The following is a 14,149-nucleotide window of genomic DNA, read 5'->3' as shown; positions in this document are numbered from 1 at the left end:
GATGCTGCGGTCATCGGAGGCGCAGCGGCGGCAGCATAGCCTGTCGCTGCGCAAGAATACCGGATAGCGGCGTCGCTCCGGCGATAAGCAAAGCGAATGCGCCGCATCCGAGTTTCCAGCAGAACGAGCCTGGTCACCGAAAGACATGCTCGAATGACAAACTGTATCTGCGGGATATGAGTGGCATTCAGAACATGTTAATCAAAAGGAGTAATTCCTTATTGACTGGGCTGATCCAGCCTTTCAATAATCAAACACATCGGGAACAGAGGAGGGTAGAATGAAATCGATAAAATTCAACCGTCGCCAAGCCCTGTCTTTGGCTGCTTCTGCCGCTATTCTGCCAATTAGCTTCCGCGCCCTGGCGCAATCAACGACATCACAGTCGTCTGCGTCTCTGCTGCGAGCGGCGATCACCGGATACACGGTTGTCAACACGTTCGATCCCGCCAAGGTCACGCAGCTGCCCGAAAGCTACGTCGTCTGGGCCGTGTTCAACTCGCTTGTCAAGTTTAACGACAAGATGGAGATCGTTCCCGATCTCGCCGAAAGCTATTCCTTTATCGATCCCACCACGCTCGAATTCAAACTGCGCAAAGGCGTTAAATTCCACGATGGAAGCGAGCTGACGTCCGACGACGTGAAGTTCTCGCTCGAACGCGTCTTGGATGAAAAGACGGCTTCGCCGAACCGTGCCAAGCTTTCGTCGATCAAGACGATCGAAACGCCGGACGCCCACACGGTTCGGATCATCACGCACAAGCCTTTCGCGCCGCTGCTGACCTATCTGGCGAACACGCGCACGGGAACGCAGATCGTGCCGCGGAAGGCTGTCGAGACGCTGGGCGACAAGTTCGATTTCAATCCGGTCGGCACCGGCGCCTATATGCTCAAGGAGTGGAAGACCGGAAGCGGCGTCAAGCTGGAAGCGTTCCCGGACTACTTCGACGGCGCGCCGGCGATCCAGACCGTGTCGATGCCCTTGATCGGCGAGGAATCCAGCGGTCTGACGGCCCTGCAGGGGGGCCAGATCGATCTGACCTCGACGGCGCCCTTCGCTTCCATTCCAAATCTCGTCAAGGATCCGAAGGTCAAGGTCTACAAGCAGACCGGCCTGAACGTCCGCTACATCGGCTTGAACGGCCGCAAGGCGCCGTTCGACGACCCGCATTTCCGCCGTGCCCTCGCCATGGCGTTCGATCGCCAGGCGATGGTCCGCTCCGTCGTCTTCGGCGAGGGCAGCCCGGCCACCGGCCTGCTGCCGCCGGCCATCGCCAAGCCCGATCAGCCCTTGTCGCCGCTGCTGACCTTCAACCCGGCCGCGGCGAAGGCCGAGCTTGCCAAGTCGAAATACCCGGCCGACACCGAGATCAAGCTCCTGATCTGGGGTCCGACCTGGTGGCGGAAGATCGGCGAGTTCTTCGTCATCCAGGTCAACCAGGTTCTCGGCACCAAGATCCAGATCGAGGCGGGAGAGAGCAACGCCGTCTTCAGCCGGCTGCGGTCGGGCGACTATCAGGCGGCGGTGTGGGGCTGGCTCGGCTTCATCGATGCCGACGAATATCTGGGCGATCTCCTTGGGAAGGATGGGTCGCGCAACTTCCACGGCTATGACAACCCGGCGTTCGAGGCTCTGCTCGAGAAGGGCCGCAGCGAGGTGGACCCGGCGGTCCGGCGCGATGTGTATCGCGAAGCGGAACTCCTGATGTTGGAGGACATGCCGCTGATCCCGTGCTTCAACTCGAACGTCCACAACCTGTCGGTTCCGAATCTGACGGGCTTCACCCAACTGCCCTATTCGAACTACGGCGATCAGTTCGCCAAGTTGAAGTTCGGCTGAGGTTGACATGGCATTCGCAGTCCTACGCCACGTGGTGACGCGAAGCGCCGGGGTGTTGATTCTGGCCCTGATGGGGGCGGCCGTGGTGTTCTTCGCCATGCGCGCCGCCCCCGGGGATCCGGCTTTGACCGCCCTTGGCGAAGGCGCCACCACGGAAACCATCGCGGCCTTCCGCGCGCGGTGGAATCTCGATGAGCCTCTGATCGTTCAGTTCGGGTTGTGGATCCTGAACGCCCTGCGTGGAGATTTCGGACAGTCGCTGTCGATCGCGTCTGGAACGGACGTCTACACGCTGTTTGCCGACCGCCTGCCCAACACGCTCTTCGTCGGGCTCTACGCCATCATCCTGGCGGTGCTGATCTCCCTCGTCGCCGGCACCGCGGCGGCGCTGAACCGGGGAGGAATCATCGACACCGTCGCAACGTCGATCGCGGCGGCCGGCATCTCCATGCCGGATTTCTGGATCGGCTATGTGCTCATCTATGCCTTCGCCCTCGGCCTGGGCTGGTTTCCGGCCTATGGCTTCATCTCGCCGATGGAATCCCTGGGGGGTGCGCTTCTCAGCGGCTTCCTGCCGGCGCTTGCCATCGCGGCGCCGATGGCCGCTTCCTTCACGCGGATCCTGCGCTCGGCGCTGATCGACAACGCACACCGCGACCACGTGCGTGTCGCCCGGTCGCTTGGGCACGGCGGAACCTTCATATTCCTGCACCATGTCCTGCGCAACGCGCTGATTCCCTTCGTCACCGTCATCGGTCTTCAGGTCCGCTACCTGCTCGGCGGCACCGTGGTCATCGAGCGCATCTTCGGCATCAACGGCGTGGGATCTCTGATGATCGATGCCGCCTTCGGGCGGGACTATCCCATCATTCAGGCCTGTGCCCTCACGTTTTTGCTGATCGTCCTGTTCGTGAACATCGTCGTCGACCTGATCTGCACCATGCTGAACCCGAGGATGCGATGATCCCTGTGCTGAAGCGGCTTGCCGCAAACAAGACTGCGTTGACGGGAGCGGTCATCTCGGTTCTGGTCGCGTTCGCCGTCGTCTTCGGGCCGATGATCTCCCCCTATGACGGGGACGCCATGGACGTCATGGCCATGCTGGCGCCGCCGAGCCTGGCCCATCCGTTCGGTACCGACACGATGGGAAGAGACGTTCTGACGCGGGTCCTCTATGGCGCCAGGCTGTCTCTTCTCATTTCCATCTCGGGCGTGGGCATCGCCGCCGTTCTGGGATCGATGATCGGCCTGTTCATCGCGTACCGGCCGGGGTTTCTCAGCAACGTGCTGATGAAGGCGTCCGACCTGCTGTTCTCGTTTCCCAGCTTCGTCCTGGCGCTCTTCCTGATGGTGGTCCTGGGCTATGGCGTCTTCAACGTCGCGCTTGCGATCGCGCTGATCTACCTGCCGATCTTCGTCAGGCTCGCACGCAATCTGGCGCAGCTCATCGTGATGGAGCCGTGGGTACAGGCGGCGAAGCTGTTCGGCCAGCCCACCCATTCGATCCTGCTGCGGGAGCTGTTGCCCAACGCCCTTTCCCCGCTCCTGGTGCAGGCGACGATCGGCGTCGCCTTCGGCATCGTCATCGAAGCGGGCGTCAGCTTCCTCGGCCTGGGCGTCCAGCCGCCCGCCCCGTCCCTCGGACTCGTGATGTCGGACGGGCGCGAATACTTCAACACCGCCCCCTGGGTGCTCACCATGACGGGCCTCGCCATTTCGATCGCCCTTCTCGGCCTGAATCTCCTGGGCGATGGCCTGAGGGATCTGACTGACCCGAAACTGAAGGAGCGCCTGTCGTGACGCCGTCTCCTCTTCTGCGCGTGCGTGATCTGAGAACCTCCTTCGGCTCGGGCGATCGGAAAACCGAGGTGGTCAAGGGCGTCTCCTTCGATCTGAACAAAGGCGAGGTGCTGGGCCTCATCGGCGAGTCGGGATCGGGGAAAACGGTAACGGGTCTCAGCGTTCTTCAACTCCTGCCCGACAATGCTCACGTCGAGGCGGCGGAGTTGACCTATAACGGCCGGTCGCTGGCCGAGATCGGCGCCAGGGACATGCAACGCCTGCGCGGCGCCGACCTGGCCATGATCTTCCAGGACCCCGTGGGCTCGTTCAATCCCGCGAAGACCATCGGCTGGCATATCGTGCAGGCGCTGGGCCGGCATTCCAACGGTTCGCCCGGGGATCTGAAGGAGGAAGCCGCCGAACTTCTGAAGCAGGTCAACATTCGGGAGCCGGAACGCACCATGGCGTCCTATCCGCACCAGCTGTCCGGCGGAATGCTGCAGCGCGTGCTGATCGCGATGGTGTTCGGGCTGAATCCAAGGCTGGTGATCGCCGACGAGCCAACGACCAATCTCGACAATCTCGTGGAACGCCAGATCCTGGAGCTCATCCGGAGCCAGCAGCGGCAGCATGACACGGGCGTCCTGTTCGTCACGCATGACCTGACCGTTGCACGGCATCTGTGCGACCGGGTTGCGGTCATGTACAGCGGCCGCATCGTCGAAATCGGTCCGACGGAGCGGATCCTCGAGCGGCCGGCGCACCCCTACACGGCCGGCCTGCTGGCGACGGCACGCTCCCTGGAGAAGCGCGATGCGACGCTCTATGAGATCAAAGGCGAGCCGGGCGCCACGAGCTGGGCGAAGCGTTGCGCCTTCTCGGCGCGCTGCCCCCAGGTGACCGACCGTTGCACCGCCATGGAGCCGACCGAGCACATGGTGGAAGCCGGTCACAGCGTAAGGTGTTTCAATCATGCCGCATGACGTGATCGATGTGTTGCCGGTGAGCACCTCTCCGCTCATCCGCATTCGGGATGCCGTTCTCGAATTCAAGATCGGCAAGTCCTGGGGCGCCAAGCGCGACCTCCGCGTCCTGGACGACATTTCGCTCGACGTGAACGAAGGGGAGATCATCGCACTTCTCGGGGAGTCCGGCTCGGGCAAGACCACGCTCGGCAAGGCGATGCTCGGTCTCCACCCGCTCACCTCCGGGAGCATCGCGGTCGAGCCCCCGAAGGCCGCATCGTCGCGCCGTCATGGCGCGTACGATCTGCAGATGGTGTTCCAGGACCCTCTGTCCTCGTTCAACCCGCGCTTCACCGTCGGTTCCTCGATCGCGTTGCCGCTGCGCCTGCAGTTGAAGATGTCCGAGGAGCAAATTTCCGAACGGGTCGCCGATCTGCTGAGCCGGGTGGGTCTCAACGCAAGCTTTGCACATCGCCACCCGCATGAGATGTCCGGCGGTCAGTTGCAGCGCGCCGCCATCGCGCGGGCGCTGGCCTTGTCGCCGCGCCTGATCGTCGCCGACGAGGCGGTGTCGAAGCTCGACGTCTCCGTACGCGCCCAGATCCTCAATCTGATCAAGTCGCTGAACCGTTCGGAGAAGATCGCGTTCGTCTTCATCACGCATGATCTCGGGGTCGCGCAGTTTCTCGCCGACCGCGTTGCGGTGATGTATTTCGGCCGGATCGTCGAGCTTGGACCGGTCGATCAGGTCATGGACAGCCCGCGCCATCCGTACACGACGATGCTGATGAACGCGCGCAAGGGAGAGGCCCCGGTGGCGGAAGAGGCCAAGCGGAGTGCGAAGGGCTGCAACTTCGCAAACCGCTGCCCGCGCGCGCTTGGCAAATGTCACGACGCCCGGCCCGAGGTGACCGCGTGCGGCGAAGACCACGAGTTCTGGTGCTTCAATCCAGTCTAGCGGCCCAGGACTGCCCGATCTGGCGGCCCGGTGCGGCGGCAAGTCGGGCAGTGCAGACCTGCTTTCAGCGGCGAAAGAGGAAATCCGGTGAGAACCAACGATCGTGCGAACCCATCCGTTGCCGTGGTGATCGGCGGCACGAAGGGAATGGGACGGGCCGCATCGCTGGCCTTGGCTCAGGACGGCTTCGAGGTCTTTGCCTGCAGCCGGGACCAGAAGGACGTCGATGCCCTGTGCGAGGAGGGGCGCCAAGGGGATCTGCGGATTGACGGGGCCGTCTGCGACGTCGCGGACGAAGCGGCCCTGAACGGCTTCATCGATACGGCCGCCCAAAGCTACGGACGCATCGACGCGCTCGTCTTCGCCGCGGGCCGGGCCTACCCCGGCAACGCGCTCGAACTCACGAGCGAGGACTGGGATTCCTGTTTCCGGCTCAACCTGCGCGCACCGTTCCTCGCGGCGAAAAGGGCTTTGCCGGTGATGATCGCCGGCGGCGGCGGCTCCCTGGTCTTCGTCTCGACGATCTGGGCCTTCACGACGCCGTGCGACCGTTTGGCCTATCTGACGGCGAAGTCCGGATTGACGGCCCTCGTCCGCGGGCTGGCGGTCGATCACGGGGGCCAGGGAATTCGCGCCAACGCCGTCGCACCGGGCTATGTCGACACGGAGTTTCTCCGGCGCTCCATCGAAATGGTTCACGGCAGCGAGCAAATGCCCGAGGTTCTGGCGAATGTGCTCAAGGCTCATCCCATGGGACGGATGGTCCAGCCGGAAGAAGTCGCCGAGACGATAAGTTTTCTTGCCAGCGACCGGTCCAGCGGCTTTAACGGGCAGACCTTGATCGTGGATGGCGGGGCGACGACCAAATTCTCACTGGCCGACGCCTGGCGCCGAAACGAATGAACGGCCGCGCTGGCGGGGGGCCAAGTTGGTGACGGATGCGGAGAAGACACCGAAGGGCAGCGCTCGCGACATCGGCTATGGCCAGGTGCGGCTGAGCGTTCGCCAGCTCGAGGCGTTCCGGGCCTTCATGCTCGCCCGCACCACGAATGGGGCGGCCGCGATCCTCGGCATTTCCCAGCCGGCGATCTCGCGCCTGATCGAACAGCTCGAACGCTCGCTGCGCTTCGAGCTGTTCGACCGTAAGAACGGACGCCTCGTCCCGACGCCGGAGGCGGACATCTTCTTCGAGGAGGTCGAACGGACATTCGTTTCCGTCGACAAGATTTCGGAGATCGCGCGCGATATCCAGGCGGCCCGCATGGGCAGCCTCACCGTCGCGACGATGCCGGCTCTGGCACACGCGTTTCTGCCGACGGTCATCGCGCGCTTCGCCACGCAGCACCCCCAGGCCCGCATTTCGGTGCTGGTTTTCCCGTCCACGAAGATCGAGGAGCTGGTCTCGGCCCACCACGTCGATTTCGGCCTGGGCGAGTTCCCCTTTGTCCGCAGCGGCATCAACGCCGCGGAGTTCTGCTGCACGCCCTACGTCCTCGCCATGCCGGCCGGACACCCATTGGCGGCCTTGCCGCAGGTGGCGGTGACGGATCTGGCGGGAGTGCCTTTCATCTCGCTCAGCAGCAACACGGCGGCCCGGCACGCCATAGACCAGCAATTCCTGATGGCCAATGTGCCGCGAGAGCAATATTACGAAGCTCAGAACTCCGGGGTCATCGCGGGCATGATCGCCCAAGGGCTTGGAGTCGGACTGATCGATCCCTTTACGGCGCGGGATTTCCAGGGCCGCGGGGTCGACATACGGCCATTCGAACCGAACATTCCCTTCCGTGTGGGCGTCCTCCACCCCGCGCACCGTCCGCTCTCCCGGGTCGGTCGCGAATTCCTCGGAATGCTTCAAACGATCCGGAAGGAATGGGGGATCAGGTGAGGCGGCCTTCCCCGGATGCTCCTCGGGTCGGTTGAACGGCCGGGCCAAGCCTTCGGTCCAGATCAAAGCCTTCGGTGTCGTAGCGGACCGGCGCATCGCGCGGAATTTGGCGCCTCCGCGCCGATCAAGCCTGCCCTTTCGGAGCGGGCCGCTCCATCCACCGCGTTCGCGGTCGCCGGCGTCCGCGCCGCACCGTTGCGGCAAGCTCGGCGGACCGCCCCGGCGGATCACTCCGGCGGATTACTAGGAAAAGCCATGAATCTCAGTCTCTTCGAAGCCTTCCGTGCGATTATGCAGACCGGAACCGTGAGCGGCGCCGCGGAAATTCTCGGGCGCAGCCAGCCGGCGGTAAGCCGTATGATGGACCGGCTGGAGTACGAGATTGGCCTGACCTTGTTCGTCCGCCGCAAAGGTCGGGTGTCGCCGACCGCCGCGGCGCATCACCTTCTGGACGAGGTCGAACGCGCCTTCGTCTCGCTTTCCTCCCTGCAGGACTTCGCCCGCCGCCTGCAGGATGGCGACGAGGGCGAGTTGGCCTGCTCCGTCATGCCGGCGCTTGGCATCGACTTCATGCCGCAGGTCATAAGCCGTTTCCACAGCAGCCATCCGCGCACGCGCGTCACCCTGAACGTCCGCATGTCGGCCAATGTCGAGGATTGGGCGGCGACGCAGCAGGTGGATTTCGGCCTGGCGGAGACGCCCTTCAAACGGTCCGGCTTCCGCACGGAGCTGTTCAGCGAAGCCCCCTACGTTGCCGCCGTTCCCGCCGATCATCCGCTGGCGGACCGCGCCGAGGTCCGCGCCCGCGACCTGGGGGAGTTTCCCCTGCTGTCATGGTCCCCCTTCACCGCCGTGAACCGGATGCTGGAGGAAGTGATGCAGAGCGCGGGGGTGCGGCCGCGGCCCATCTGCACCACCACCTTCTCCTCTTCCATCTGCGCCATGGTCAGGCGCGGGCTCGGCGTCGGGATCGTGGACCCCTTCACCGCGGCGGCGCAGAAAGGCAACGGCCTGCGGGTGCTTCCCTTCGTGCCGGATATCCCTTGCCGCGTCGCTCTGCTGCTGCCCGATACGCGCCCGCCGACCCCGCTCGCCAGTGCGCTCATCGAGTATGCAAAGGAGGAGCGCGATCTTCTGCTGCGGGGGCTTTTCGATAAAACGTGAATATGCGGTTTGCGCATAACGTTGGGAGTTCTTCTCATTTTGCGCAAACCTCGCGCTGCCACCTAATGGCCTCCGACGCTCCATATTACCGACATAGGTCAGAGGCGATGGTACAAACCGCAGTGGCCGGCACACAGGTCAGGCAGCAGGAACTGACACGCGATGAGCCGCTGTACGACGCCGTGATCATCGGCGGCGGCATCAATGGCACGGCGGCCGCCCAGGAACTGAGCCGGGCGGGATATTCCGTGCTGTTGTGTGAGAAGGGCGACTTTGCCGGCGGTGCGAGCGGCCGGTCCTCCCGGATGCTGCACTGCGGCCTGCGCTACTTCGAAACCCCCAGCCCGGTGCGGGATTTCGCCCTGCATCCACGGCGCTTCGTCTCGGCGTTGTCCATGGCGCGGGCGGCCATGGAGGCCCGGGCGGACCTTGCGCAGGACGACCGGGTGGCGACGCGGCCGATCACTCTCTGCTTTCCCGTTTGGCCGGACAGCCCCGTCCGGCGCTGGCACCTCTCGGCGGGTCTGCGGCTGTTGCAGGCGCTGCACACAAAAGGTCCGTCACTCGACGCCCGCATCCTTGGCGCGGCCGAGGCGCGCCGGCATCCCATAACGCAGGATCTGCGTGACCTCGACCGCTTGCAAGCCATGGCGGCGTTCCGCGAATACCTGTTCGCCCACCCGGAGCGCCTGTGTCTCGACGCGGCCCTGGATGCGGAAGCCCATGGCGCGGCGATGGAGTTGTTCACGACGGCGCGCATCGGCGACCGGCAGCCGGATGGCACTTGGCGCATCGCACTGGAGGCGCCTCATGGTCAGCGCCATGTCCGGGCGCGGACCGTGATCAACATGGCGGGCACCTGGATGGAGTCGGCGGGCAACATTCCCGGCCGCCTGGTGCGCGGCACCAAGGGCGCCCACATCGTCGTCCGTCTGCCGGAGCGCTACCGTGACCACGGCATCGCGACCATGCATCGCGGCGGCCATCCCTTCTACTGCCTGCCGCTTGGCGACGAGTTTTTCTATTTCGGGCCGACCGAAACCCCCTTCGAGGGCGATGCGACCGACGTGGCGGCCGATCAGGAGGACATCGACTTCCTGCTGGGCGAAGCCAACCATCTGCTGCCGGGCCTGAAATTGACCCGCGCCGACGTGCATCAGACCTGGGCGGGCGTACGGCCGCTGACCTGGGATCCGCAGCGCCCGATGGGTGCCCGCGAGCGCATCCTGCACGACCTGGAAAGCCGCGGCATGCCGAACGTCTTCGCCATGACCGCCGGCCCCGTCATGAGCCACCGCAGCGCCGGACGCGAGATTTTGGACAAGGTTCAAGGACGGCTCGGCAGCCGCGAGCCCGTGAACGCGCAGTCCCCGGCCAGGGCTTCGGCGTCCGGCGCGGACCTCATCCTGCCGAACCGCGGCGGCGTGCCGAGGCAGGCGCTTCTGGATGCCGTGACCCGCGAACATGCCCGCGACCTCTACGGCGTGCTCGTGCAACGCACCGGCTTGGTCTGGCAGGGGCTGCTCAGCCGCGAGGATGCGGCTGCGGTGGCCGATGTGATCGCCGGTCCGCTCGGTTGGACGGACGAAGACAAGGTGCGGGAGGTGGATGCTTTCCTCGCGCTCCAGGCGCGGCGCTTCGCACCGCCGACGCCGACGCCGACGGCCTCACCAGACCGGCAATAGGCCGGAAGGTTGAAAGACTGAGCCGTCCTTCGGCGTCCCACGGAACCTAGCACCGTTTCTCACCGATCAACTTTCCCGCGCAGGGCAGCGGCGTCCGGGGGCACAAAGCTTCGGAACCGAGGCCCTCAGCGCCCACACTGAGTGTCACGAGACATGCTCGACCAGGCCATCACGACGACGCAAGACCCTCTGCTCGAAACGCTGACCATCAAGAAGACGGTCTTCCGCAACCGGATCATGAGCACCAGCCACGCCTGTGGCCTGGAGGACGGAGGGATGCCGAAGGAGGCCTACCGCGCCTACCATGTGGAAAAGGCCCGCGGCGGCATCGCATTGTCCATGTTCGGCGGGTCGTCCAACGTCGACAGCGACAGCCCCAACATCTTCCGCCAACTCAATGTCGGTTCCGACGAGATCATCCCTCACCTGCAACGCTTCTCCGAGGCCATGCATGCCGAGGGGGCCGCGCTCATGTGTCAGATCACCCACCTCGGGCGGCGCGCCGACCCCTACGCCCAGGACTGGCTGCCCGCCATCGGGCCGTCCGCCCTACGCGAGACCCTGCACCGCGCCATCCCGCGCGAAATGGACGACCACGACATCGAGCGCGTGGTGAATGCCTACGCCGCCGCCGCCCGCCGCTGTTGGGAGGGTGGCCTCGACGGAATCGAAACGCTCGCGGCCGGGCACCTGATCGGCCAGTTCCTTTCGCCCAAGACCAACCAGCGCACCGACCGCTTCGGCGGCAGCCTGGAAAATCGCATCCGTTTCGGCCTCATGGTCCATGAAGCGATCCGCAAGGCCGTCGGCGACGACTTCCTGGTCGGCATGCGCTTCGTCGTCGACGAAGGAATCGACGGCGCTCTGAAGGCGGAGGACTGCATCGCCGCCGCCGAGATCCTCAAGCGGGAAGGAGCGGTGGATTTCTTCAACGCCATCTATGGCTCGATGGACACGGCGCGCGCCCTGGCGGAAGAGAACATGCCCGGCATGGGCACGCGCATCGCCCCATGGGTGACCGCCGTCGGCGCCTTCCGGCGGGAGATCGGGCTTCCGGTGTTCCATGCCGCCCGCATTTCCGACATTGCCACCGCCCGCTATGCCGTCAGCGCGGGCATGGTGGACATGGCCGGAATGACACGGGCACAGATCGCCGACCCCCATCTGGTGGCGAAGCTGGCGCGCGGTGAGGAACATCTGATCCGACCCTGCGTCGGCGCGACGCATTGCCAATCGCCCTACCGCCCCAAATGCCTGCACAACGCCGCGACCGGACGCGAGCTTACCCTGCCGCACGTCATCCGCCCCACCACCGGGCCACGCCGGCGCGCGGTCATCGTCGGCGCCGGCCCTGCGGGGCTGGAAGCGGCGCGCGTGCTGGCGGAGCGTGGCCATGACGTGTCGGTGTACGAGGCGGGCGCCGAGGCGGGCGGACAGGTGCGCATCGCCGCCGAAGGGAAGTGGCGCCGCGACATCATCGGGCTGGTCGACTGGCGGGTGGCGGAACTGGAGCGCCTGGGCGTGACCGTGTCCTACAACGCCTACATGGAAGCCGCCGATGTGCTGGCGCTTGAGCCGGATCTCGTCATCGTGGCGACGGGCGGACTGCCGCAGACGGAGTTCGGTGACGGGGCCGATTTGGTGGTCCCCTCCTGGGACATCATCGGGCGCCAGATTCCGCCGGCGGCGGAAGTCCTGATTTTCGACGGCACCGGCCGCCATCCGGCTCCGCTGGCCGCCGAACGAGCGCATGCGGCCGGCTCGAAGATCCATTACTTCACCATCGACGGGTTCCTGGCGCAGGAGCTCACCTATGCCGAGCGGACCCGCTGGAAGCAGGAGTTCATCCGCATGGGGGTCACGCCCCATCTGGAGCATCGTCTGGTGAAGGTGGCGCGCGCCGGTCATCGCCTCACCGCGACGGTGCTGGATGAGCTGACGCACAACCTGCATGAGATCGAGGTCGACCAGGTCATCGTCGAGATGGGAACCGTGCCTATGGACGACCTGTTCGAAGGGTTGCGCCCCCACGCCGGCAACCGCGGAGTCACCGACATCCCCGCGCTGCTGGCGAGCAAGCCACAGCCCATGCGTGACGAAGGGTTCGAACTGCATCGTATCGGGGATGCCGCAGGAAGCCGGAACGTTCATGCTGCGGTGCTTGATGCGCTGCGGCTGGCTCATGTGTGCTGAGCCTTCACAAGCTCAGCGGCTACATCCTTGACCCGACCTTGCTCATTCAGGCTGGAAAGCAAGCGGCCTGAATGAGCAATGCCGCTGAGGGTAAGTTCTGGCTTACGCTCAGCGGCAAAGGCCATTGCGGCCCCGCAGGCCCGTGCCTACAAAGCTTGCCAAGACCGAAGAGTCCGATGCGGATCTGCCGTCGGTCCTGCTGCCCCCCAGCTGTCGGACCTCTACCGCCGCAAGGTGGAAGCGCTGGAGGCGGCCCTCGCCGGCGGTGAGGACAGCGCCGAGGCGATGGTGATGGTGCGGATCATGATCGACCGCGTCGTCCTGACACCCTCCCCTGCCGGTGCGGGGCTGAATGCCGGCCTGCATGGCGAACTGGCCGGCGTGCTGGCGGTCTGCGAGGGCGCCGTCCGGATGGGCGAGGCCATGACGCACGAACGCCCCGGCTCTTTCGAACCGGGGCGTCTGGTGTCGTTGGTTGCGGGGGCAGGAGGCCGCCGAGAGGTGACACTTCCGCCGGTCACCATCTGACTCCTCAGCGCCAACCTCGGGCTTGGCATGCCGGCAAGCCAGCGTCAGGCGTCAACCCTACGTACCTCTCCTGTGTTTATGCTACTTATAGGGGCGAGACTTCCGCTTCGTCACCTGCCTCAGATCCGGGGCCCATCTCGCTACGCGCCTCCCTCCTCCCGCAGGGCGCGAATCACCACGTCACCGGTGTGGCGCATGTGGTCGCGCAGGCGCTGGCCCATCAGGTCGCCATCGCGCTGGGCCAGCGCCTCCATGAAGGCTTCGTGTTCTTGCACAGACTCGTCCCAGCGGGCCTGCTGGAGGTTCGCCATGTAGCGGGCGCGGCGGATCTTGCCGGAGAAATCGGCCTGCATTTCCGCCAGAACGCGGTTGCCAGACACCTCGGCGATCCGCCGGTGGATCTTCTGATTGGTGCGGAAATAGTCCGACCGCCGGCCCCGGCGGTGGAAGTCAAGCAGCCGCGCGTGCAGATCCTGCAACTCCTCCACCTCCTCCGCGGTCGCGCGCTGGCAGACGAGCTGCCCGGTCATGTACTCCACGCCGGCCATCAGCTCGAAGATGTCAGCCACCTCCTGCACGCACATGCGCTTCACGATGGCGCCGCGGCTGTGCAGCAGCTCCACCAGACCTTCCGATGCCAGCACCTTCAAGGCCTCGCGCAGCGGCGTGCGCGAGACACCGAACGCCTCGCAGAGCTGGCTTTCCGGGATGCGGGCGCCGGGGGACAGCTCCCCCTCCACGATCATGGAGCGCAGGCGCGCCGCCACCTCGTCGTGCAGGGTGACCCGACCGATGGCAGCCCGGCGCGCCGGACGCTCGTTTGCCGAATTCCGCATCACCATGCCTCCCCCCGCTGCCCAGGATTTGAGCGGACCACCGCACCTCCTCCGGAGGCGCAGAAAGCGGACAAACCCATCCCGCCCACATTTTCCCACGAGTATTCAATATGTTACGCATCATTGTAATTCAATATCCAGTTTTGGCAATTGACTTGCAATAGTGCGAAGAGGATCGGGGTTCCAAGAATGAGGGAAGTCAATCCGGTCGAAAGGAGACAATCGACCCGCCGATTTCGCCGTAACTCCCTAATACTCGACCGCGTCCGGTGCAGGTATCGGAGCGCGCGCCGCTCGACTGGAACAGGAG

At 65.0% G+C, this 14,149-nt stretch carries 12 protein-coding genes; 11 read left to right on the top strand and 1 reads right to left on the bottom strand.

Annotated features, from left to right (window positions below; all coding sequences use genetic code 11):
- The first annotated feature begins 280 nt into the window (after window positions 1–280).
- From DM194_RS18825 to DM194_RS18775, 11 genes are all read left to right on the top strand, one after another.
- Window positions 281–1,840, top strand: a complete 1,560-nt coding sequence (locus tag DM194_RS18825; protein WP_111069083.1) for an ABC transporter substrate-binding protein — start codon at window positions 281–283, stop codon at window positions 1,838–1,840.
- Between the two features lie 7 nt (window positions 1,841–1,847).
- Entirely contained in the window at window positions 1,848–2,804 is a 957-nt protein-coding gene (locus tag DM194_RS18820) for an ABC transporter permease (protein ID WP_111069082.1), read from the top strand.
- Window positions 2,805–2,809: 5 nt separating this feature from the next.
- Complete coding sequence (locus DM194_RS18815; RefSeq protein WP_162630116.1) at window positions 2,810–3,640, top strand: ABC transporter permease; 831 nt, start codon at window positions 2,810–2,812, stop codon at window positions 3,638–3,640.
- On the top strand, window positions 3,637–4,605 hold the full coding sequence (locus DM194_RS28245; RefSeq protein ID WP_162630115.1) for an ABC transporter ATP-binding protein: 969 nt from the start codon (window positions 3,637–3,639) through the stop codon (window positions 4,603–4,605). Before DM194_RS18815 ends, DM194_RS28245 begins: the two co-directional genes overlap by 4 nt.
- Window positions 4,595–5,545 carry an ABC transporter ATP-binding protein gene (locus tag DM194_RS18805; RefSeq protein WP_111069080.1) on the top strand — a complete coding sequence of 317 codons (951 nt, stop codon included), beginning with the start codon at window positions 4,595–4,597 and terminating at the stop codon, window positions 5,543–5,545. The genes DM194_RS28245 and DM194_RS18805 overlap by 11 nt, the downstream gene beginning before the upstream one ends.
- An 87-nt stretch (window positions 5,546–5,632) precedes the next feature.
- Window positions 5,633–6,448 (top strand): SDR family NAD(P)-dependent oxidoreductase, encoded by an 816-nt coding sequence (locus DM194_RS18800; protein ID WP_162630114.1) that lies wholly within the window; start codon window positions 5,633–5,635, stop codon window positions 6,446–6,448.
- A gap of 28 nt (window positions 6,449–6,476) precedes the next feature.
- Window positions 6,477–7,433: a LysR substrate-binding domain-containing protein gene (locus tag DM194_RS18795; protein WP_246024485.1), complete on the top strand. Its 957-nt coding sequence runs from the start codon at window positions 6,477–6,479 to the stop codon at window positions 7,431–7,433.
- A 15-nt stretch (window positions 7,434–7,448) separates the two neighbouring features.
- A complete protein-coding gene (locus tag DM194_RS18790) occupies window positions 7,449–8,597 on the top strand; it encodes a LysR substrate-binding domain-containing protein (RefSeq protein WP_246024460.1) in 1,149 nt (382 codons plus the stop codon).
- 107 nt (window positions 8,598–8,704) lie between these two features.
- Window positions 8,705–10,282: an FAD-dependent oxidoreductase gene (locus DM194_RS18785; protein WP_111069076.1), complete on the top strand. Its 1,578-nt coding sequence runs from the start codon at window positions 8,705–8,707 to the stop codon at window positions 10,280–10,282.
- A 153-nt stretch (window positions 10,283–10,435) separates the two neighbouring features.
- Window positions 10,436–12,475 (top strand): NADH:flavin oxidoreductase, encoded by a 2,040-nt coding sequence (locus DM194_RS18780; protein WP_111069075.1) that lies wholly within the window; start codon window positions 10,436–10,438, stop codon window positions 12,473–12,475.
- 234 nt (window positions 12,476–12,709) lie between these two features.
- The gene (locus DM194_RS18775) at window positions 12,710–13,003 is read left to right on the top strand and encodes a hypothetical protein (RefSeq protein WP_111069074.1); all 294 of its coding nucleotides are present in this window, start codon (window positions 12,710–12,712) and stop codon (window positions 13,001–13,003) included.
- A gap of 140 nt (window positions 13,004–13,143) precedes the next feature.
- On the opposite strand, the gene DM194_RS18770 is transcribed toward DM194_RS18775, so the two are convergent.
- Window positions 13,144–13,839 carry a GntR family transcriptional regulator gene (locus tag DM194_RS18770; protein ID WP_162630112.1) on the bottom strand — a complete coding sequence of 232 codons (696 nt, stop codon included), beginning with the start codon at window positions 13,837–13,839 and terminating at the stop codon, window positions 13,144–13,146.
- Window positions 13,840–14,149 lie beyond the last annotated feature (310 nt).

This window comes from Azospirillum ramasamyi (assembly GCF_003233655.1).
Taxonomy (GTDB): Bacteria; Pseudomonadota; Alphaproteobacteria; order Azospirillales; family Azospirillaceae; genus Azospirillum; species Azospirillum ramasamyi.
Note: the sequence above shows the minus strand (reverse complement) of the source record. Positions and strands in the feature narration are given on the sequence as shown.